The sequence below is a fragment of the Streptomyces sp. NBC_00237 genome (assembly GCF_026342435.1).
Classification (GTDB): Bacteria; Actinomycetota; Actinomycetes; order Streptomycetales; family Streptomycetaceae; genus Streptomyces.
Genome location: NZ_JAPEMT010000001.1, coordinates 1085683 through 1106180, shown reverse-complemented (window position 1 = coordinate 1106180; position 20498 = coordinate 1085683). Strand labels below are relative to the sequence as shown.

The 20498-nt window shown below is 71.3% G+C and carries 18 protein-coding genes and 1 tRNA gene; 12 read left to right on the top strand and 7 right to left on the bottom strand.

Going from position 1 to position 20498, the window contains the following annotated elements; genetic code table 11:
• Positions 1 to 41: 41 nt before the first annotated feature.
• Positions 42 to 1712, bottom strand: coding sequence for a urocanate hydratase (hutU, locus tag OG897_RS04820; protein ID WP_266653127.1), 1671 nt, complete (start codon positions 1710 to 1712; stop codon positions 42 to 44).
• 126 nt (positions 1713 to 1838) lie between these two features.
• Between hutU and OG897_RS04815 the strand changes: the two genes are divergently transcribed.
• From OG897_RS04815 to OG897_RS04795, 5 genes are all read left to right on the top strand, one after another.
• Positions 1839 to 2369, top strand: coding sequence for a pyridoxamine 5'-phosphate oxidase family protein (locus tag OG897_RS04815; RefSeq protein WP_266653125.1), 531 nt, complete (start codon positions 1839 to 1841; stop codon positions 2367 to 2369).
• Between the two features lie 977 nt (positions 2370 to 3346).
• The gene (locus OG897_RS04810) at positions 3347 to 3739 is read left to right on the top strand and encodes a hypothetical protein (protein ID WP_266653123.1); all 393 of its coding nucleotides are present in this window, start codon (positions 3347 to 3349) and stop codon (positions 3737 to 3739) included.
• Positions 3740 to 3843: 104 nt separating this feature from the next.
• Positions 3844 to 4569 (top strand): transcriptional regulator, encoded by a 726-nt coding sequence (locus OG897_RS04805; RefSeq protein ID WP_266653121.1) that lies wholly within the window; start codon positions 3844 to 3846, stop codon positions 4567 to 4569.
• A 71-nt stretch (positions 4570 to 4640) separates the two neighbouring features.
• Positions 4641 to 5141, top strand: a complete 501-nt coding sequence (locus tag OG897_RS04800; protein WP_266656572.1) for a roadblock/LC7 domain-containing protein — start codon at positions 4641 to 4643, stop codon at positions 5139 to 5141.
• A gap of 25 nt (positions 5142 to 5166) precedes the next feature.
• Positions 5167 to 5541, top strand: a complete 375-nt coding sequence (locus OG897_RS04795) for a hypothetical protein (RefSeq protein WP_266653119.1) — start codon at positions 5167 to 5169, stop codon at positions 5539 to 5541.
• Between the two features lie 86 nt (positions 5542 to 5627).
• Here the strand turns inward: OG897_RS04795 and OG897_RS04790 are convergent, their stop codons facing one another.
• On the bottom strand, positions 5628 to 6491 hold the full coding sequence (locus OG897_RS04790; protein ID WP_266653117.1) for a MurR/RpiR family transcriptional regulator: 864 nt from the start codon (positions 6489 to 6491) through the stop codon (positions 5628 to 5630).
• Between the two features lie 168 nt (positions 6492 to 6659).
• Between OG897_RS04790 and OG897_RS04785 the strand changes: the two genes are divergently transcribed.
• The gene (locus OG897_RS04785) at positions 6660 to 7112 is read left to right on the top strand and encodes a hypothetical protein (RefSeq protein ID WP_266653115.1); all 453 of its coding nucleotides are present in this window, start codon (positions 6660 to 6662) and stop codon (positions 7110 to 7112) included.
• Positions 7113 to 7509: 397 nt separating this feature from the next.
• Here OG897_RS04785 and OG897_RS04780 read toward each other — a convergent pair whose 3' ends face one another.
• On the bottom strand, positions 7510 to 8907 hold the full coding sequence (locus tag OG897_RS04780; protein WP_266653113.1) for a cystathionine beta-synthase: 1398 nt from the start codon (positions 8905 to 8907) through the stop codon (positions 7510 to 7512).
• Between the two features lie 211 nt (positions 8908 to 9118).
• Between OG897_RS04780 and OG897_RS04775 the strand changes: the two genes are divergently transcribed.
• The 3 genes from OG897_RS04775 to OG897_RS04765 all read left to right on the top strand — a co-directional run bounded on the left by OG897_RS04775 (position 9119) and on the right by OG897_RS04765 (position 13362).
• Positions 9119 to 10111 (top strand): SGNH/GDSL hydrolase family protein, encoded by a 993-nt coding sequence (locus OG897_RS04775; RefSeq protein ID WP_266656571.1) that lies wholly within the window; start codon positions 9119 to 9121, stop codon positions 10109 to 10111.
• 611 nt (positions 10112 to 10722) lie between these two features.
• A complete protein-coding gene (locus OG897_RS04770; RefSeq protein WP_266653111.1) occupies positions 10723 to 11943 on the top strand; it encodes an acetyl-CoA C-acetyltransferase in 1221 nt (406 codons plus the stop codon).
• 465 nt (positions 11944 to 12408) lie between these two features.
• Positions 12409 to 13362 carry a hypothetical protein gene (locus OG897_RS04765; RefSeq protein WP_266656570.1) on the top strand — a complete coding sequence of 318 codons (954 nt, stop codon included), beginning with the start codon at positions 12409 to 12411 and terminating at the stop codon, positions 13360 to 13362.
• Between the two features lie 19 nt (positions 13363 to 13381).
• Here OG897_RS04765 and OG897_RS04760 read toward each other — a convergent pair whose 3' ends face one another.
• A complete protein-coding gene (locus OG897_RS04760) occupies positions 13382 to 13693 on the bottom strand; it encodes a hypothetical protein (RefSeq protein WP_266653109.1) in 312 nt (103 codons plus the stop codon).
• Between the two features lie 102 nt (positions 13694 to 13795).
• Between OG897_RS04760 and OG897_RS04755 the strand changes: the two genes are divergently transcribed.
• Positions 13796 to 14026, top strand: coding sequence for a DUF4287 domain-containing protein (locus OG897_RS04755; protein WP_266653107.1), 231 nt, complete (start codon positions 13796 to 13798; stop codon positions 14024 to 14026).
• 110 nt (positions 14027 to 14136) lie between these two features.
• Here the strand turns inward: OG897_RS04755 and OG897_RS04750 are convergent, their stop codons facing one another.
• Together OG897_RS04750 and OG897_RS04745 are read right to left on the bottom strand one after the other, a co-directional pair.
• Positions 14137 to 15021 (bottom strand): Bax inhibitor-1/YccA family protein, encoded by an 885-nt coding sequence (locus tag OG897_RS04750; RefSeq protein ID WP_266653105.1) that lies wholly within the window; start codon positions 15019 to 15021, stop codon positions 14137 to 14139.
• 156 nt (positions 15022 to 15177) lie between these two features.
• Positions 15178 to 15260, bottom strand: a tRNA-Leu gene (locus tag OG897_RS04745).
• 439 nt (positions 15261 to 15699) lie between these two features.
• Here OG897_RS04745 and OG897_RS04740 point away from each other — a divergent pair.
• A complete protein-coding gene (locus OG897_RS04740; protein WP_266653103.1) occupies positions 15700 to 16476 on the top strand; it encodes an ABC transporter ATP-binding protein in 777 nt (258 codons plus the stop codon).
• 87 nt (positions 16477 to 16563) lie between these two features.
• A complete protein-coding gene (locus tag OG897_RS04735) occupies positions 16564 to 19095 on the top strand; it encodes an ABC transporter permease (protein WP_266653101.1) in 2532 nt (843 codons plus the stop codon).
• Positions 19096 to 19169: 74 nt separating this feature from the next.
• On the opposite strand, the gene OG897_RS04730 is transcribed toward OG897_RS04735, so the two are convergent.
• Positions 19170 to 20384: a phospholipase D-like domain-containing protein gene (locus OG897_RS04730; protein ID WP_266653099.1), complete on the bottom strand. Its 1215-nt coding sequence runs from the start codon at positions 20382 to 20384 to the stop codon at positions 19170 to 19172.
• Positions 20385 to 20498 lie beyond the last annotated feature (114 nt).

Sequence of the window (20498 nt, the reverse complement as noted above, 5' to 3'; positions counted from 1 at the left end):
GCCGGGGGCGGGCCCCCGCTCGGGGCCCGCCGTTTCGGTACTCACGCGTCGTCGCCCTCGCCCTCGCGCATGGGGACGCGTACGCCCTGGGCGTCGGCGGTCCGCTCGGCGATGTCGTAACCGGCGTCGACGTGGCGGATGACGCCCATCCCCGGGTCGTTCGTCAGCACGCGGCGGATCTTCTCCCCCGCGAGCTTCGTGCCGTCGGCGACGGACACCTGCCCGGCGTGGATGGAGCGCCCCATGCCGACCCCGCCACCGTGGTGGATCGACACCCACGAGGCACCGGACGCCACGTTCACCATGGCGTTGAGCAGCGGCCAGTCGGCGATCGCGTCCGAGCCGTCGAGCATGGCCTCGGTCTCGCGGTACGGGGAGGCCACCGAGCCGCAGTCGAGGTGGTCGCGCCCGATGGCGAGCGGGGCGGCGAGGGTGCCGTCGGCGACCATGTCGTTGAAGAGCTCGCCCGCCTTGTCGCGCTCGCCCTGGCCGAGCCAGCAGATCCGGGCGGGGAGGCCCTGGAAGTGGACGCGCTCGCCCGCCATCTTGATCCAGCGGTGCAGGGACTCGTTCTCGGGGAAGAGCTTCAGCAGCTCGCGGTCCGTCTTGTGGATGTCGGACGCCTCACCCGACAGGGCGGCCCAGCGGAACGGGCCCCTGCCCTCGCAGAAGAGCGGACGGATGTACGCGGGCACGAAGCCGGGGAAGTCGAACGCCCGCGAGTATCCCGCGAGTTGGGCCTCGCCACGGATCGAGTTCCCGTAGTCGAACACCTCCGCCCCCGCGTCCATGAAGCCGACCATCGCCTCGACGTGCCGGGCCATGGACTCACGGGCGCGGGTGGTGAAGCCCGCCGGGTCCTTGGCGGCGGCGTCCGCCATGTCGTCGAAGTCCATGCCGACCGGGAGGTAGGCGAGGGGGTCGTGCGCGGAGGTCTGGTCCGTGACGATGTCGATCGGCGCGCCCTCGGCGAGCATCTGCGGGAGCAGCTCCGCCGCGTTGCCGAGCAGGCCGATCGACAGCGGACGCCGCGCGTCGCGCGCCTCGACGGCGAGCCGGAGCGCGTGCTCCAGCGAGTCGGCCTTCACGTCGAGGTACTTGTGCTCGATGCGGCGCTCGATGGCGCGCGGGTCGACGTCGATACAGATCGCGACGCCGTCGTTCATGGTCACGGCGAGGGGCTGGGCGCCGCCCATGCCGCCGAGACCGGCGGTGAGGGTGATGGTCCCGGCGAGGGTGTTGTCGAACTTCTTCGCGGCGACGGCGGCGAAGGTCTCGTACGTGCCCTGGAGGATCCCCTGGGTGCCGATGTAGATCCACGACCCGGCGGTCATCTGCCCGTACATCGTCAGCCCGAGCTGCTCAAGCCTGCGGAACTCCTCCCAGTTCGCCCAGTCCCCCACGAGGTTGGAGTTGGCGATCAGGACGCGCGGGGCCCACTCGTGGGTCTGCATCACGCCGACCGGACGGCCCGACTGGACGAGCATCGTCTCGTCCTGCTTGAGCGTCTTGAGGGTGCGCACCATGGCGTCGAACGACCGCCAGTCGCGGGCGGCCTTGCCCGTCCCCCCGTAGACGACGAGCTTGTCGGGGTGCTCGGCGACCTCGGGGTCGAGGTTGTTCTGGAGCATGCGCAGGGCGGCTTCCTGCTGCCATCCCAGGGCGCTGAGCTCCGTACCGCGGGGGGCTCGTACGGGTCGGGGTCCTGACATGGGATGCCTCCTGGTCGTGACGCATGACGGTGCCATGATGTTGTTATTCACATCCTGTGCTTCTGAATAGAACTAGTCAACACCTCTGTTCCGATGAGTTCCGGGGCGGGGCGGAGTCTCCCCCGCATGACGGAGACGAAGGACACGACAGCCAGGGAGCCCGTGCGTACGGAGCTCTGCACCGACTTCAGCGAGGAGGCGGCGGTCGCGGCGCCGTGGTCGCGGGCGGTGGAGATCCTCGCATCGTCCGAGCTCTTCTGGATCTCGACCGTACGGCGCGACGGCCGACCGCACGTGACGCCGATCCCGGCGGTGTGGCGGGACGACAGGCTGCACTTCTGCACCGGCCCCGGCGAGCAGAAGGCGAAGAACCTGGAGGCGAACCCGAACCTCGTGCTGACCACCGGCAACAACCGCTGGGCGGAGGGCTTCGACCTGGTGGTGGAGGGCACGGCCCGGCGGATCACGGACGACGGGCGGCTGCGGGTGCTGGCGGGGGCGTGGCTGGAGAAGTACGGGAGCGACTGGGCCTTCGAGGTGGCGGACGGGCACTTCGGGCACGGGGAGGGGAGGGCGGTGGTGTTCGAGGTGGAACCGAGGAAGGTGCTCGGCTTCGGGAAGGGGACACCGTTCAGCCAGACCCGCTGGGCTTTCTGAGGAGACCCGTGCGCGGCTCCGCCGCGCGGGGCCGTCACCACTGTGCGGCTCCGCTGCGCGGGCGCTCCGTGCCTCGTCAGGGGCGCGGGGCTGTGTCACTGTGCGGCTCCGCCGCGCGGGGCCGTCACCACTGTGCGGCTCCGCCGCGCGGGCGCTCCGTGCCTCGTCAGGGGCGCGGGGCCGTCACCACTGTGCGGCTCCGCCGTGCCTGGCCTCCTTGGGCTCCGCCCTCCGCTCCCCTCGCCCCCTTGGGCGGCGGGGCCTGCCCCCTCCGCCTCCGCCTTCGCCTAGCCCCCTTGGGCGGCGGGGCCGCCCCGGGGGCGGAACGGGCGGGCAAGGGGGCGGCCCCCTCGCTCCGGGCCCACCCCGGTGCCGCCCGCCGTTGCCTCCGCCGGCGGGTGCGCCCCACCCTGGTGCCGTCTGCCCGGCCTCAGCCGATGGGTGCGCCGCACCCGGGGTGCCTGCGGCGCTGCCCCAGTCCCGCCCCTTCACCTAAAGCGCTCGGCCGCGCGGCTGAGTGGGTGGCTGGTCGCGCAGTTCCCCGCGCCCCTGAGGGCATGCTCCGCAGCCCCTGCGAGCACGGAGCGCCCGCGCGGCGGAGCTCAAGGGGGCGAGGCGGAGCGGAGTGCCGCTGCCCAGCGGAGCAGAGCGGGGTGGCGCTGCCCAGCGGAGCAGAGCGGGGTGCCGCGGCCCGGCGGAGGCGGAGCGGGGTGCCGCGGCCTAGCGGAGGCGGAGCGGGGTGACCCCGCCGCCCGGGGGCCGGGTGGAGGCGGAGCGGGGTGGCGCCACCCCGCGCGCGGCCGCAGCCCGGGAGGGGCGAGGGGGGCGAAGAATGAGCCAAGGGGGCTGCGCAAGACAGGTTAGTGCGGAAGGGGCCCTTCCGATGGAATATGCCAGAACTTCCTTCAAAGAGGCACCAGTTGGCTACTCTCGGCGACACCGCGCAAGCCGGGCGGGACCGGGAAGGGGAGTTCTGCGTGTCCGGAATCGATGCATGCCTCGTCGAAGCAATGGAGTTGCCCGGCGCGCGCGGGGCCGCCGTCGTCGACTGGACCAGCGGCCTCGCCCTCGGCACCGCGGGCAGCACCCCCGGCGGGGACCCCGAGACCGCCGCCGCGGAGTCCGCCGAGCTGGCCCGCATGGCCGCCGAGCACATCACTTTCGCGCCGGCCGGTCACCCCGAGTCCAAGGGCCTCCCGGTCGAGGACGTCATCCTCACCACCCGCACCGACTACCACCTCCTGCGCTACGTCGAGACGTCCTTCGACAGCAGCGTCTTCCTCCACCTCTGGCTCGACCGCGAGCAGGGCAACCTCGCCCTCGCCCGGCTCCGGCTCGCCGACCTCGCCGAACGGCTGGTACTGGGATGAGCGTCCTGGAAGCACCGCAAGAAAAAGCAGAAGAAGCGGAGGAAGCAGAAGAAGCACGAGAAGCACGAGAGGCACGAGAGGCATCAGCCCCACCCCTCTCCCCCATGCTCGCCCGCCTCGCCGCCGAGCACGCCACCGGCGCCCTGCTGCGCGACCACGGCACCCTCTACCTCACCGACGGGCAGGTCGTGCACGCCGAGGCCCCCGCCGCCCCCGGCCTGGACGTCCTGCTCACCCGGCGGCTGCCCCGCGAAGGGTGGCAGGAGGCGTTCGACCGGGCGGGGGCGGCGGGGAGGGTCGGCAGGTTCCTCGTCGACAGCGGGCGCCTCGCGGACGGCGAACTCGAACTCGCCCACCTGGGAGCCCTGTTCGACGCCGCCTACTTCGCACTGGCCCCCGGCAGCGGCCCCACCCGGTTCCGGCACGGGGTCGCGCACTGGATGGGCCCGGTGCGGCCCGTGTCCGCACACGTCGTGGCCCGCGAGTGCCTGCGCCGACGAGAACTGCTGGACGCCCTCTGGCCGCACCCCCAGATCGACAACTTCCCCGTGGAGCGCGCGAGTTCGGACACCCCGATACCCCGCCGCCAGCGGGACGTGCTCGACCTCGCGGACGGGTTGCGGACCCCCGTGGACATCGCCCGGCTGCTCGGACGGCCCGCGTTCCACACCCTGATCGACGTACGCAGACTGGCGGCGGCCGGTGCGGTGCGCACGCCGCGCGACACACCGCCGCCGCCCCCCGCCGTACCGCAGTGGGTGGCCCGGATGTCGGAGGACCCGGACGTCGCCCTGCTGCGCCGGCTCCGCGACGCCCTGGAGGCGCTGTGAAACGCGCCCTGCGCACCCGTGCGATACGGGCCGACAAGCGGGCCGAAAGGAGGGGTGCCCTGCCGCAGCCCCTGCCCCCGGACCCCGAAGTACGCGCCGAACTGGGCCGGTTGAGGGCCAGACTCCCCCAGCTGACCGGAGCCGTCGCCGCCAGCGTGGACGGCCTGGTGCTCGCCGAGGACGCCCCCGGCATCGAACCGGAGGGCGTCGCCGCCCTCACCGCCGCCGCCCTCGGCGTGTCCCTGCGCCTCACCGAAACGACGGGCCAGGGCGGCTTCCGGGAACTGCTGGTGCGCGGCGAGAACGGCTACGTCGCCACGTACGCGGCCGGAGCCCGCGCCGTGCTCACCCTGCTCGCCGAGCCCCGCATCAACGTGGGTCGGCTGCACCTCGAAGCCCGCCGGGCCGGCGCCCGTATCGGCGAACTCATGGACCGCACAGAAACCCAGAACACACCACCCACACCGAGTGCACCACCCGCACTACCCGCACCACCTACACCGAGCGCACCACCCACACCAAGCGCCCAGAACACACCGAGCGCACCCGGCACCACCACTCCACCCAACTGACCCAAACGAAGGAAGTGCTACCGCCATGGCCAACACCGAAGCCGCCCTCAAGGAAGCAATGACCACCATCGAGGGCACCGTCGGCGTCGCCCTCGTCGACTACACCAGCGGCATGGCGCTGGGCACCGCCGGAGGCGCCAAGGACCTCGACCTCACCGTCGCCGCCGCCGGGAACACGGACGTGGTGCGCGCCAAGGTCCGCACCATGGAGCTCCTCGGGCTGAACGACGAGATCGAGGACATCCTCATCACCCTGGGCACCCAGTACCACCTGATCCGCCTGATGAGGGGCCGGGGCACCAACGGCCTCTTCCTCTACCTGGCGCTCGACAAGGGCCGTGCGAACCTCGCGATGGCCCGGCACCAGCTCAAGAAGATCGAGAACGAGCTGGAGGTCTGAGAGCCGGTGGTCTGAGCGCCGCCCCGGGCGGGGGCGCACCCCGGCACAGCGCCCCCGCCCCCTCTCCGCCGTACCGCTGCCGGGACCTACTCCACGAACAGCCCGCGCGCCGTCGCCCGTACGTCGAACTCCTCCAGCCGCGCCTGCGCCTCCGGGATCCCGTCGCACATCGCCTCCAGCAGCACCCGCCCCAGCAGCATCGGCGCACACGCCGTGTCGAAGGCCAGCCCCGTCCCCACCGCCGCCGGGATCAGCAGATCGCTGTGGCGTGCGACCGGCGCGAAGGCGGAGTCCGCGACCGTCACCACGGTGAGCCCCTGCTCCCGGGCGTACGCCAGCGCCTCCACGACCTCCTTGGGATGCCTCGGCAGCGCGAAGCACAGCAGCGCGTCCGCGCCCGCCCGCCGGGCCGCGTCGATCCGGTCGGCGAGCATCGACCCGCCCTCGTCGAGCAGCCGCACATCGGGGTGCACCTTCGCCGCGAAGTACGCGAAGCCGCGCGCCTGCGAGGACGCCGCGCGCAGCCCGAGCACCGGCAACACCCTTGAGGACGCCAGGAGTTGACCGGCCCGCTCGACGGGTGTCGGGTCGGCCAGCAGCTCCGCGAGGTGCCGCAGGTTCTCGATCTCGCCGAGGACGGCCTGCTGGTACTCGTTGTACGAGATCTCCGGCACCCCTTCGGCGGTGGCCGGAGCCACCTCCCGCAGGTACTTGCGCAGCGCCGGGTACCCGTCGAAGCCGAGCGCGACCGCGAACCGGGTCACCGAGGGCTGGCTGACCCCGGCCAGCTCCGCCAGCTCCACGCTCGACAGGAACGGCACCTCACCGGCCCGCCGCACCATGCTGTGCGCGATGCGCCGCTGGGTCGGGGTGAGCCGACGCCCCTCGAAGAGCTGCTGAAGCCGCGCGGCGGGGGAACCGCCCCCCGTGCCACTGTCCGTATCGCCCATGCCCGACCCCGTCTCCCTGCTCTCCAACCGAACCACTGCCGCCTATTCAGCCACCCGTAACCCTGCATGACCATATACAGACCGCACCACGCGCCGGGGGCGTTCCCTCCCGCCGGTGCGGGGGCTATCCCCAATGCCGCGCACGGCTCGGATCCGTAACGTCGAAGCATGGACGCAAAAGGCCGCACGCGCGATCACGAGCTGAAGAAGGACCTCGACGCCACCGTGGACGCCCGCAGGGAACTCGGGTCGGACTACGAGGCGGCCCTGGTCGAATCGTTCCTGGAGAAGGTCGAGCAGCGTCTCGACTCCACGGTCGACCGGCGGGTGCGCCGCCAGCTGGCCGAGCAGCAGATGGTCGTCGCCCGGGGCGGCTCCCGCCCCGGCAAGCCGTCCTCCGGGGACGGCGGCTTCGGCGAACGCTTCGGCCTCGGCATCGTCACGCTGCTCCTGGCCATCCCGCTCTCCGCCATCGCCGTCGTCAACGCCGGGCTCCTCGGCCTGATCGTCTGCTGGCTCGGCATCTTCGGCGTCAACGCCGTCCACTCGACGTGGCGCGGACCGTGGAGCGGGGGCCGGAGCCGGGGCCGCGACCGGGACTCGTACTCCGACTGGGAGTAGCGCACGGGAACGTCACCCGCCGAGGCGCCGGGAACGTACGGACGCGGGGACCGCCGCACCCCCGGCTGCCCGGGGGGCGGGACGACGACGGTCCCCGCGCGGGACACGGTCCGGGTCAGGGCCGGTGCCCGTGTCCAAGACGTCCGCGGAGGTCCGGGAGCCGCTCCGGTTGTCCGTGACGCCGACGAACACCACTGTGCCGGGGCCGTGTTAAGCAGGTGCTGCGGCAACGTGTCGCGCGCGTACCGTTTGGGCGAAGCCCCCGCGTCCACCACGGCGGACCGGATCCCGGCCGAACCGCCGGACGCGGCTGACCCATCCGGCCGCGGCTGCCCCGGCCGGACGGGGCGGGCCCGGCCGGACGGGGTCAGTCGCTCACCGCTGACGGATCAGCCGCTCACTGCTCCGGGCGCGCCAGGTAGGCCAGCAGGTCCTGCCTGCTCACCACGCCCGTCGGCTTGCCCTCGACCAGGACGATCGCGGCGTCCGCGCCGCCCTTGCCGCCGAGGATGCTCATCAGGTCCTCGACCGGCTCGCCCGAGCCGACCTGCGGGAGCGGCGACGACATGTGCTTCTCCAGCGGGTCCGTCAGCGAGGCCCGCTGGGCGAACAGGGCGTCCAGCAGCTCGCGCTCCACGACCGAACCGATGACCTCGGCGGCCATCACGTCCGGGTGGCCCGCGCCCGGCTTCACGATCGGCATCTGCGAGACGCCGTACTCCCGGAGCACCTCGATGGCCTCGCCGACGGTCTCCTCGGGGTGCATGTGGACGAGGTGGGGAATCGCGCCGCCCTCCTTGTGCCGCAGGACGTCGCCCACCCGGGCGGGGTGGTCGCCGTCGTCGAGGAAGCCGTACGAAGCCATCCACTCGTCGCTGAAGATCTTGCTCATGTAGCCCCGCCCGCTGTCCGGCAGGAGGACGACGACCACGTCGTCGGGGCCCAGGCGTTCCGCCACCCGCAGCGCGCCCACGACCGCCATGCCGCAGGAGCCGCCGACCAGGAGGCCCTCCTCCTTGGCGAGGCGGCGGGTCATCTGGAAGGAGTCCTTGTCGGAGACCGCGACGATCTCGTCCGTGACGCTCTTGTCGTACGCGGTCGGCCAGAAGTCCTCGCCGACGCCCTCCACGAGGTACGGGCGGCCCGAGCCGCCGGAGTAGACCGAGCCCTCGGGGTCGGCGCCGACGACGGTGACGCGGCCCTCGCTGATCTCCTTGAGGTAGCGGCCGGTGCCGGAGATCGTGCCGCCCGTGCCGACGCCCGCGACGAAGTGGGTGATCTTCCCGTCCGTCTGCTCCCAGAGCTCGGGGCCGGTCGTCTCGTAGTGCGAGCGCGGGTTGTTGGGGTTGCTGTACTGGTCGGGCTTCCACGCGCCGGGCGTCTCGCGGACCAGGCGGTCGGAGACGTTGTAGTACGAGTCCGGGTGGTCGGGGTCGACGGCCGTGGGGCAGACCACGACCTCGGCGCCGTACGCCCGCAGGACGTTGATCTTGTCCATCGACACCTTGTCAGGGCAGACGAAGATGCACTTGTAGCCCTTCTGCTGGGCCACGATCGCCAGGCCGACTCCGGTGTTGCCGGAGGTCGGCTCGACGATGGTGCCGCCGGGCTGCAGCGCGCCGCTCTGCTCGGCGGCCTCGATCATGCGCACGGCGATCCGGTCCTTCACGGACCCGCCGGGGTTGAAGTACTCGACCTTCGCGAGGACGGTCGCCTGAATGCCTTCGGTCACTCTGTTCAGCTTCACCAGCGGGGTGTTGCCGACGAGGCTGATCATCGAGTCGTGAAATCGCACGTCTTCTCCGGGGTTTCCGTGATGGTGCGGCCCACAGTAGGCCCGGGCCGGGGCACTGCTCCACTCCCCGTATTAACCGGTGGCGGAGATTGAGCAGCACCCGTTACCGGGCAGTTAGGAGATGTACGGACTGCTTTCCGTACGGATGTTCCATGGAACTTCCTGCGCATGGCTCTTCGAGGAGGTGGCTGCGACTGTGTCGAGGGCGAGGGTGGCACGGCGGATCGCTGCGGGCGCGGCGTACGGCGGCGGTGGTATCGGGCTGGTCGGTGTCGCGACGGTGGGACTGGTGCTGGCGGAGGTTCAGCTGGCGAAACGGGCGGTGGGGGGCGCGGTGGCCCCGATCGCCCCGCCCGCGGACGGGCTCTACGGGACGGCCTTCGCGGACCGTTGCGGGCTTCCGGCGCTGCGGCTGGGCGTGCTCGGGGACTCCACCGCGGCGGGGCAGGGAGTCAGGCGGGCCGGGCACACCCCGGGGGCGCTGCTCGCGTCGGGGCTCGCGGCGGTGGCGGAGCGGCCGGTGGAGTTGCGGAACGTCGCCCTTCCCGGGGCCATGTCGGACGACCTCGACCGTCAGGTGTCCCTGTTGGTACGGGATCCGATCCGTCCGCCGGACGTGTGCGTGATCATGATCGGCGCGAACGACGTGACGCACCGGATGCCCCCCACCCAGTCGGTGCGCCATCTGGCCACGGCGGTACGGAGGCTGCGGACGGCCGGGGCGGAGGTGGTGGTGGGGACGTGTCCCGACCTCGGGACGATCGAGCCCGTCTACCAGCCGCTGCGGTGGCTCGCGCGGCGCGTCTCGCGGCAGCTGGCGGCGGCGCAGACCATCGGGGTGGTGGAGCAGGGCGGACGGACGGTGTCGCTCGGGGATCTGCTCGGGCCCGAGTTCGCGGCGAATCCGAGGGAGCTGTTCGGGCCGGACAACTACCACCCCTCGGCGGAGGGCTACTCGACGGCCGCCATGGCCGTGCTCCCCACCCTGTGTGCGGCGCTCGGACTCTGGCCGGAATCCGACCGGCTCGACGGCGCGCGGGACGAGTCGATGCTGCCGGTCGCGCGGGCGGCGACGAGGGCGGCTGCCGAGGCGGGGACGGAGGTCACGGGCGCGCGCGGGCCCTGGGCCCTCCTCAAGCACCGCCGCCGCCGGCGCATTCCGGCCGCCCCGGACCCGGCCCACGCCCCCAGCACAGCGGGCTAGCCCCTCGGACGACGGGCCAGCCCCTCTCCGCCCCCGCCTTCCTCGCCTCCTCGGACGACGGGCCAGCCCCTCTCCGCCCCCGCCTTCCTCGCCTCCTCGGGCGGCGGGCCTGCCCCTCTCCGCTTCCGCCCAGCCCCCTTGGGCGGCGGGGCCTTTGCCCAGCCCCCTTGGGCGGCGGGGCCGCCCCCCGGGGGCGGAACGGGCGGGCAAGGGGGCGGCCCCTCTCGCTCCGGGCCCGCCCTGGTGCCGCCCGCTTTTGCCTCCGCCGACGGGTGCGCCCCACCCTGGTGCCGTCTGCCCGGCCTCAGCCGACGGGTGCGCCCCACCCTGGTGCCTGCGGCGCTGCCCCAGTCCCGCCCCTCCACCTAAAGCGCTCGGCCGCGCGGCTGGGTGGGTGGCTGGTCGCGCAGTTCCCCGCGCCCCTAACGGGGCACGGAGGGCAGGGAGCGCCCGCGCGTCCTCAAGCGCCGGACGGGCTCAATCCGCTGAGCGCTCGCTTAGAAGTGCGGTCCGTGTCACACCGCCCACCGGGTGACCCGACCCAGTACGTACCGGTAACTTCGGGCGGGGTCCGCCCCCTTCGCCCGCACCGCCCAGATCCAGGAGCCCCGATGCCCGAAGCCGTCATCGTCTCGACCGCCCGCTCCCCCATCGGCCGCGCCTTCAAGGGCTCCCTGAAGGACCTGCGCGCCGACGACCTCACCGCGACCATCATCCAGACCGCCCTCGCCAAGGTCCCCGAGCTCGACCCCCGCGACATCGACGACCTCATGCTCGGCTGCGGCCTCCCGGGCGGCGAGCAGGGCAACAACCTGGGCCGCATCGTCGCCGTACAGATGGGGATGGACCACCTCCCGGGCTGTACGGTCACCCGCTACTGCTCCTCCTCCCTCCAGACCTCCCGCATGGCCCTGCACGCCATCAAGGCGGGCGAGGGCGACGTGTTCATCTCGGCGGGCGTCGAGATGGTCTCGCGGTTCGCCAAGGGGAACTCGGACTCCTGGCCCGACACCCACAACCCCCTCTTCGCCGAGGCCGAGGCCCGTACCGCGGCCCGCGCCGAGCAGGCGGGCGCCGACTGGCACGACCCCCGCGAGGACGGCCTCGTACCGGACGCGTACATCTCGATGGGACAGACGGCCGAGAACCTGGCCCGCCTGAAGGGCATCAGCCGCCAGGAGATGGACGAGTTCGGCGTACGTTCGCAGAACCTCGCCGAGCAGGCCATCAAGAACGGTTTCTGGGAGCGGGAGATCACCCCGGTGACCACCCCGGACGGGACCGTCGTCAGCAAGGACGACGGGCCGCGCGCCGGGGTCACCGTGGAGGGCGTCCAGGGCCTCAAGCCCGTCTTCCGGCCCGACGGGCTCGTCACCGCCGGCAACTGCTGCCCGCTCAACGACGGCGCCGCCGCCCTCGTGATCATGTCCGACACGAAGGCCGCCGAGCTGGGCCTCACCCCGCTCGCGCGGATCGTCTCGACCGGCGTCTCCGGGCTCTCGCCCGAGATCATGGGGTACGGACCGGTCGAGGCCAGCAAGCAGGCGCTGAAGCGCGCCGGGCTGAGCATCGGCGACATCGACCTCGCGGAGATCAACGAAGCCTTCGCCGCCCAGGTGATCCCGTCCTACCAGGACCTCGGGATCGACCTGGACAAGGTGAACGTGAACGGTGGCGCGATCGCCGTCGGGCACCCCTTCGGCATGACGGGCGCGCGCATCACGGGCACCCTCATCAACAGCCTCCAGTTCCACGACAAGCAGTTCGGCCTGGAGACCATGTGCGTCGGCGGCGGCCAGGGCATGGCCATGGTCATCGAGCGCCTGAGCTGACACCCGTACGAGAACACCGATGCCCCGGCCCGCAAGAGCCGGGGCATCCCCGTACCCGCGACCGGCCCGGTGTGGAACAGCTCACGAAACACCGTGATCACCGAGCGCGCGCCCGCCCCGGAGCGCACAATCGACTGAGCGCTTCCGGAGCGGCGCGCATCCCCCGCGCGCCCCTCCACTCGCTTCGCGTCCCAGTCGTGACCCAATCTCCCCCAGGATGTGACCTGTCTCCAGGGGGAGGCGGAAACACGCAGGTCACAGCAGGCGCGGACGGATCAGCAGGACCAAAGACCTGTCCGATTCGTGACGTTATGCACTGACAGCGAGCGAATGCACACGGGAAGCTGATGTAGGAAGTTCGGGGGATCGGTCGGGGGACCGATGTCGGCCGGGGTCAGATCCGGGGTCAGCCCGGAGTTCCGCCCAGGGGATCGCAATGAATTCAGGAGTACGCACGTGAGCGCCATGTCCTTCGCCCTGCTGCTCGCCACCGCTGCCACGGCGGCCGTCGGCGGCGCCGCCCTGCACACCGTGCGCGGTCTCCGCCAGGAGGTCACCGCCCTGCGCGCCGACCGGGCGGCCGACCGCGCGGAGGCTGCGGAGCTGCGGGCGCAGGCGGCGCTGACCGCCCTTCCCCACCAGACCCGGGGCGACGCGTCCGCCCTCACCCCGGCCGCCGAGATACGGGCCGCGGTGACCGAGGCCCTGGCCGAGGAGCGCGAACGGGAACTCGCCGAGGCGCGGGCCTTCTGGGCCGCGCAGGAGGCCCGCGACGCGGCCGACGCCCCGTCGCTGCTGGGCGGCCTGACCGGCGCCGAGCAGGAGTCCCTCTCGTACTACATGCCGCAGCCCTCCGACTTCACCGGGCTCAAGGACGGCGACCTGGAAGCCTTCCTGGCGACCTCCAGGGGCGAGCTGAACTTCGCCGAGGAGTTCGACCTGTCCCCGTACACCAGCACCTCCGAGGAGGAGCACCTCAAGGAGCTCGCCGAGGCCGCGGAGGACGCGGAGGACGACGACGAGCCGGACGAGGACCCGGCCGCGCTGGCCGCCGCCCGCCGCCGCCACCCCTCGCACCCCGACTTCGTACCGGTGCAGGCGTCGCCCGTGACCGGTGACCACGCCTTCACGATGTCCCGGCTGGAGGGCCTCGCGGCGGCCCGCGCCCCCCTGGCGGACGTCCGTCCGGGCCCGCTGGGCACCCTCGACGTGTACGTCTTCGCGGACGGTACGACGCTGTGCATGACCCCCGGCCACCGCGAGACGGCGGAACAGCTCGCCGACGCGCTGCGGGCGGGCCACACGCCGGTGCTGCTGGGCGGCTCGGGGATCTCCGGCGCGTACGCGCTGACCTTCTCCTGCGGCACCGAGAACGTCTACATCCTGGCGGACCGCGTCATCGCGTCGATCCCGGACTAGGAGCTACGGGCCCAGGGGCCTACAGCTTCTTGCCCGCCGCTTCCACCAGCGCCACGGCCTCGTCCAGATCCCCGGACGGGGCCGTTCCCATGGCCAGCGCCAAGTCCCGCCCGGCGACGGCCACTTGGTCGGCGACGGCGAACAGTCCCGCGTCGGGCAGCTCGTACGGCTCGCGTCCGGGGAACTCCAGACGCTGTGCCCGCAGCGCGAGTTCGCGGGCGAGCGCGAGTCCCTCGGCCGCCGCACCGCGCCGCAGCCGGCTCTCGGGGGTGGTCCGCAGGCGGTCGGCGAGCCGCTCGACGGCGGTCAGCAGGGGGGTCGTATCCAGCACATCGCGACCCTACGCGCCCGTCCCGCACTGTTGCCAACGGGCCGACACTCAGGCACGGTGCAGTGAAGGACCAGCACCGCGCAAAGCCTTCCGGAGGCGCCGATGTCCCAAGTCTTCTCCGAAGAGACCCATCGCAACCTGCTCTCCCGCATCCCCCACTGCACCGGTCGTGAAGTGTCCGACTGGCTGCGCACCGTCGAGAACGGTCCCTCCCTCTTCCGCTTCGAGGAAAAGGTGAGCTGGCTCCGCAGCGAGCACAACCTGGCCCACGGGCACGCCAAGGCGATCATCCACGAGTACGACCTGAGGCGCGCCGCCCGCTACTTCCGCTGACCCCTACTCCCCCGGCCCCCCACACACGCACGCCACTGCGCGAGAGGGCCCGCAGACCGTTTCCACGGTCTGCGGGCCCTCTCCTCGCGCTGTGCGGTCGTGCTGGTCGTCTAGTCGTCGCCGCTCAGGATCGAGACGAGACGCAGCATCTCCAGGTAGATCCACACCAGGGTCATGGTGAGGCCGAAGGCCGCCATCCAGGACTCCTCGCGGGGCGCGCCGTAGGCGATGCCGTCCTCGACCTGCTTGAAGTCGAGCGCCAGGAAGAAGGCGCCGAGCAGGACGCCGACGATGCCGAAGACGATGCCCAGGCCGCCGCTGCGGAAGCCGAGGCCGTCACCGCCGCCGAAGACCATGAACAGCAGGTTCACGGCGGTGAGCACCATGAAGCTGATCGCGGCGATCATCAGGTAGCGGGTGAAGCGGGCGGTGACGCGCACGATGCGCGTCTTGTAGAGCACGAGCATGGTCACGAAGACCGCCATCGTGCCCAGGACCGCCTGCATCGCCGCACCCGGCGCGATGAACGTGTTGACGTAGTTGCTGAGCGCGCCCAGGAAGAGGCCCTCGAAGCCCGCGTACGCCAGGATCAGCGCCGGGTTCGGCTTCTGCTTGAACGACTGGATCAGGCCGAGCACCATCGCGACGAGCGCCGCGCCGATGGCCAGGCCGAGGCCCATGTTCGTGATCCAGGCGACTGCCGCGCCGCCGACCACGAGGCCGAGCGTGATGGCCGTACGGGTGACGACGTCGTCCATCGTCATGACGCTGCCGCGCGGCGGGGCCACCGGGGCGCCGTACTGGTCCTGCTGTGCGTACGGGTTCGTCGCGTACGGGTTCGTCGCGTCCTGGGCGTACGGGTTCCCCTGGGCGTACGGGTTGCCCTGGGTGCCTACGGCGGGGCCCCCGGCCTGCGGCTGCTGCGCGTTGAAGCCCGCCGAGCCGTTGTCGCGGCTGAACCCCCGTCGCGAGAAGACCGGGTTGCTGCTCCTCATCTCACTCCTCCATGGCCACCGAGTGCGACCTTGCTGTCAAGAGTAATGGGGTAGCAAAGAAACCACCCCTGTACCAGAGGAGGATCTTTCCCCGATCGTTGTCAACGAAAGAACCGGGGGCGGTGTTCCCGCGAGGGGTGGTGAAGGACGCGAATGTGCCCGGAACCGGACTCGAACCGGTACGCCCCCGAGGGGCAGCGAGGTTTAAGCTCGCCGTGTCTGCATTCCACCATCCGGGCAGGCGCGCGGGCCGCGACAATGGCTCAGAGCCTATCCGCAGGCATCCCCCGAACGGCGGCACATCCACCCAATGCTGTCTGATTTTATGGGCGCTTGATGGAGCGTCAGTCCGGGGAACAGGCCATCGACACATGCCGGAGCGGGTACGGAGTCGTTCCGTCCGGTGTCGGAGCGTGCACGGGAATGACGGAAACTCGACCTCTTGTGCACGTGTTGCACCCTCCGCCCCTCAGGTCTGGCACAGCTCCGGCACTCCTCGATCGCAGCTCCTCCGGGCCCGTCCGGGTCTCGGGGTCGCCGTCATACTCAGGTAGGACGGAAGCGGGTACGGGTCAGACCGGAGACTGCCCCAGGACCGCCGTGCGGAGTGACTACGGGACGTAAAAGCGACGTGAGGATGGGAAGCGTCCCCCCAAGCGTCCCGACAGGAGCTCCACCGTGACCACGTACCCGTACCCCGCCGCCCACCAGACCGTGGCGGTCGCCGCCCGCGCCACCGAGCTGTCCAAGGTCTACGGCCACGGCGAGACGCAGGTCGTCGCGCTGGACCGGGTCTCCGTCGACTTCCGGCAGGGCGAGTTCACGGCGATCATGGGCCCCTCGGGCTCCGGCAAGTCGACCCTGATGCACTGCGTGGCCGGTCTGGACTCCTTCTCCTCCGGTTCGGTGCGCATCGGCGAGACCGAACTCGGCACGCTGAAGGACAAGCAGCTGACCCAGCTGCGCCGGGACAAGATCGGTTTCATCTTCCAGGCGTTCAACCTGCTGCCGACGCTGAACGCCCTGGAGAACATCACGCTCCCCATGGACATCGCGGGCCGCAAGCCCGACAAGGCGTGGCTCGACAAGGTCATCGACATGGTCGGTCTGTCGGGCCGCCTCAAGCACCGCCCGTCCGAGCTGTCCGGCGGCCAGCAGCAGCGCGTGGCCGTGGCGCGTGCGCTGGCCAGCCGCCCGGAGATCATGTTCGGCGACGAGCCGACCGGAAACCTGGACTCCCGCTCCGGCGCCGAGGTGCTGGGCTTCCTGCGCAACTCGGTGCGCGAGCTGGGCCAGACCGTCGTCATGGTGACGCACGACCCGGTCGCCGCCTCCTACGCGGACCGCGTGATCTTCCTGGCCGACGGCCGGATCGTCGACGAGATGCTGCACCCCACCGCCGACGGCGTCCTGGACCGGATGAAGGACTTCGACACCAAGGGCCGTACGAGCTGACCGCCCGCTCCGCCCCTCCCTCGGGGCGTCGAGCCGCACGTGCTCCGTCCCGTACCCCGCACACTTCTCCCACCAGGACGTAACCCCATGTTCCGCACCGCCCTGCGCAATGTGCTCGCGCACAAGGCCAGGCTGCTGATGACGATGCTCGCCGTGATGCTCGGCGTGGCCTTCGTCTCCGGCACCCTGATCTACAGCGACACCCTCTCCTCCGCCTTCCGCAGCCAGGCCACCAAGAGCCTCGACGGCGTCGCCGTGGGCGTCGAGGCCCGTACGTACGCCAACGACCCCGAGTCCAAGCCGCTCACCGAGCAGCAGGTCCGCAAGGTCGCCGCCCTGGACGGGGTGGACTCGGTCACCCCGCAGGTCGGCGGCTTCGCCGGTGCGGCCGACCGGAGCGGCAAGCTGATCGGCCAGGGCTGGGCCAACAACGGCGGCAACTTCGCCCCCGGCAAGGACGGCAAGGACGCCCGCTACACCTTCGCCGACGGCCACGGCCCGGCCAACGGCGACGAGATCGCCCTCGACAGGGCGACCGCCGACAAGGCCGGCTACAAGGTCGGCGACCAGGTCCGCGTCGCCACCAACAAGCCCGCCAAGGAGTACCGGCTCGCCGGTGTCTTCACCACCGAGGACGGCGCGGTCAACGCGGGCGGCAGCCTGGTGCTGTTCGACACTCCGACCGCCCAGAAGATCTTCCTGGCACCCGGTCAGTACGCGGGTCTGACCGTCAAGGCGAAGCCGGGCGCCGACCAGGACGCGCTGGTCAAGGCCATCAAGCCGCTGATCCCCGAGAACGCCACGGCGAGCACGGCGTCCGAGCTGGAGCGCGAGCAGGTCCGGATGGTCGAGGAGAGCACCAGCGCCCTCACCCAGATCCTCCTCGGCTTCGCGGGCATCGCGCTGTTCGTCGGCGTCTTCCTGATCTCCAACACCTTCACCATGCTGGTCGCCCAGCGCACCAAGGAACTCGCGCTGATGCGCGCGGTGGGCGCGTCCCGCAAGCAGATCACCCGCTCGGTGCTGGCCGAGGCCGCGATCGTGGGACTGTTCGCCTCGGTCGCCGGATTCCTGCTGGGTGTGGCCATGGCTTCCGGCATGGGCCCGCTGCTGGACTCGATGGACGCCCAGATGCCCGCCGGTGACCTGGTCGTCGGGGCCGCCCCGGTGATCGCCGCGTTCGCCGTCGGCGTGCTCATCACGATGCTGGCCGCCTGGCTGCCGGGCCGCCGTGCGGCGCGCATCCCGCCGGTCGCCGCGATGAACAGCGTGCACGCCACCCCGGACGTCAAGTCCCTCGTCGTACGGAACGTCATCGGCGCGATCATCGCGATCGGCGGCGCGGCCCTGGTCGTCGGCGGGGTGGCGCTCGGCGGCGAGAACGGCCGGCTGGTCATCGGCGGCGGCGCGTTCCTGATCCTGCTCGGCATGATCGTGCTGATCCCGCTGCTCTCGCGGCCGGTCATCGGCCTCGTACAGCCGCTGCTGAACCGCGTCTTCACGGTCTCCGGCAAGCTCGCCGGTCTCAACTCGGTCCGCAACCCGCGCCGCACCGGCGCCACCGCCTCCGCCCTGGCCATCGGACTGACCCTGGTCACCGGCCTGACCGTGCTCGCCGTCACCATGGGCTCGGCCATCGACCGCGCCACCACCGAGCAGGTCAAGGCCGACTACACGGTCCAGATGGCCAACCAGTCGCAGATCGACCGGTCCACGATCGACGCGCTCGCCAAGGCGCCCGGCGTCAGCGTCGCCTCGGCCCGGCTGTCCGGCGGCCTGGAGACCGGCAACGGCGACTTCCTGGTCACCGACGGCGTCACCCCCTCGGCCCTCGGCCCGGTGTTCGCCTTCACGGTGCTGGAGGGCTCGAAGGACGCCGTCGCCCAGGGACAGATCGCGGTCAGCAAGACCTACCGGGACAAGCACGGCTACCGGCTCGGGCAGCAGGTCCCGGTGAAGTACGAGGACGGCAAGAAGGCGACCCTGAAGGTCGGCGCGGTCTACGAGGACAACGACTTCCTCGCCGATTCCGTCATGGACGCGCGGCTCCTCGCCCCGCACTTCAAGGAGCCCACGTACTACGCCATGTACGTGAAGATGGACGGCGGTGCCACCGACGCCAACAAGCAGGCCCTGGTCGACGCCACCGGCAAGAACCCGGCCATGGTCATGCTGAACCAGGAGGACCTGCGCAACCAGACCGCGGGCCAGATCAACCTGATGCTGAACATCATGTACGGCCTGCTCGCGATGGCCCTGGTGATCTCCGTCCTCGGCGTCGTCAACACCCTCGCCATGTCGGTCTTCGAGCGCCAGCAGGAGATCGGGATGCTGCGCGCGATCGGCCTGGACCGCAGCCGGGTCAAGACGATGATCCGCCTGGAGTCCGTGGTGATCTCGCTGTTCGGCGCGGTCGTCGGCGTGGTGCTCGGCGTCTTCATCGCCTGGGCGATCGGCGAGACCGTGAAGGCCAAGATCCCGGGTTACGCCCTGGAGCTGCCCTGGGACCGGATCGGGATCTTCCTCCTGCTGGCCGGACTGGTCGGCGTGCTGGCCGCCATGTGGCCGGCCCGCAGCGCGGCGAAGCTGAACATGCTCTCCGCCATCAAGGCCGAGTAGCCCGGGGAACGCACGGGACACGGGGCGGCCCCACCACGTACGACGTGGTGGGGCCGCCTCTTTTCGTCCGCGCGTCACGAGCCCTTGCAGTAGCTCATGATCGTGGCGTGGTTCTCCTTGAACTGGTCGTACAGCCCCGCGTCGTCGATCTTCAGCAGGGTCTCGTCGTTGGCGCGCAGCGCCGCGTAGCTGTAGTTGTGGCTGCCGGTGAAGACCAGCTTGCGGCCGGACTTCCCCTCGTACGTGCCGTTGACCAGGACGTACTTGGAGTGCAGGCCGACGTTCGCCTTGCCGGGGCGCTTCTCGGCGCACTCGACGCGGTCCGCGATCTTCCCGGCGAGGATCCCCCGGACGTCGTCGCTCATCGCCGTGCCGCCGTCGTTCGCCAGGCGCACCGTGCAGCCCGCCGCCTCCATGGACACCAGCTTGCTGGCGACCTCGCGGCGCGAGAAGAGGTTGGCGGCGACCCGCACCTCGGTGCCCGCCGTGCAGTCGACGTTGCCGAGGATGAGGGAGACGGTGTCGGTGGAGGCGTCGGCGTTCCACTTCTTGCCCGCGGCTTCCTTGCGGGGGAAGAAGTACGTCTTGTACGCGCCCGCCGACGGCGTCCTGTAGTAGTCGTTGTCGATCCTGCGCTTCGCGAGGTCGGCGAAGTAGTCCTGGTAGACGCCGTACAGACCGGCGTCGACGATCGTCACCGCATTGTTGAACAGGTCGGTGCGCTGGAGGCTCGTCATGTTGGCCGACGCCTGCACGACGACGTTCTTGGTGCCGCCGGTCTCGGAGAACAGCCAGAACTTGTTGTGGTTGATCGAGCCGTCCTCGGAGCCGTCCACCAGCTCGCGCTGTCCGATGCAGCCCCGGTTGGCGCCGCAGTTGGTCACGTACGAGCCCTTGGACTGGTCCGTGCCGAGCGCCGTCTTGAGGGCGTCGTACTGGCCGCCCTTGCCGGTCGAGGCGTTGTCGATGACGATCCTGACGTTCACGCCGCGCTTCCTGGCGTCCGCGAGGGCGCCCGAGACCTGGGTGTCGGTGAAGGAGTAGAGCCCGGCGGTGATGGTGGAGCCCTCCTTCGCCCCCTCGATCAAGCCCTTCACGTGGTCGCGGATGCGGCTCTGCGCGGCGGTGTCGCCCGCCGGGTCGTTGAACGTCGCGGTCGTCCGCACGGCTGCCTCGGCCCCGGGAGCCGCGCCCGCGAAGGCAACCGCCGGGACCGCGAGGGCGGCCACGCCGATGCCCGTCCCCCACATCCAGATCTTCTTGGTCCGCGTGCTCCTGCGGTGCTGCACGTCGGTGCCCCTCTCCCCTGATGTACGTGTCGTACGCGGCGGAGTCCTCACGGGTCCGCCACGTGACGGAACTCCGCGCCCCGGGCCACGGAAGGGGCTGGGGGCGCGGAGTTC

Coding starts and splice junctions, on each gene's coding strand:
- OG897_RS04755 (WP_266653107.1), top strand. CDS start 13,796: ATGTCCCAAGTCTTCTCCGAAGAGACCCATCGCAACCTGCTCTCCCGC.
- OG897_RS04805 (WP_266653121.1), top strand. CDS start 3,844: ATGCTCGCCCGCCTCGCCGCCGAGCACGCCACCGGCGCCCTGCTGCGC.
- OG897_RS04770 (WP_266653111.1), top strand. CDS start 10,723: ATGCCCGAAGCCGTCATCGTCTCGACCGCCCGCTCCCCCATCGGCCGC.
- OG897_RS04765 (WP_266656570.1), top strand. CDS start 12,409: ATGTCCTTCGCCCTGCTGCTCGCCACCGCTGCCACGGCGGCCGTCGGC.
- hutU (WP_266653127.1), bottom strand. CDS start 1,712: ATGTCAGGACCCCGACCCGTACGAGCCCCCCGCGGTACGGAGCTCAGC.
- OG897_RS04815 (WP_266653125.1), top strand. CDS start 1,839: ATGACGGAGACGAAGGACACGACAGCCAGGGAGCCCGTGCGTACGGAG.
- OG897_RS04790 (WP_266653117.1), bottom strand. CDS start 6,491: ATGGGCGATACGGACAGTGGCACGGGGGGCGGTTCCCCCGCCGCGCGG.
- OG897_RS04795 (WP_266653119.1), top strand. CDS start 5,167: ATGGCCAACACCGAAGCCGCCCTCAAGGAAGCAATGACCACCATCGAG.
- OG897_RS04735 (WP_266653101.1), top strand. CDS start 16,564: ATGTTCCGCACCGCCCTGCGCAATGTGCTCGCGCACAAGGCCAGGCTG.
- OG897_RS04785 (WP_266653115.1), top strand. CDS start 6,660: ATGGACGCAAAAGGCCGCACGCGCGATCACGAGCTGAAGAAGGACCTC.
- OG897_RS04750 (WP_266653105.1), bottom strand. CDS start 15,021: ATGAGGAGCAGCAACCCGGTCTTCTCGCGACGGGGGTTCAGCCGCGAC.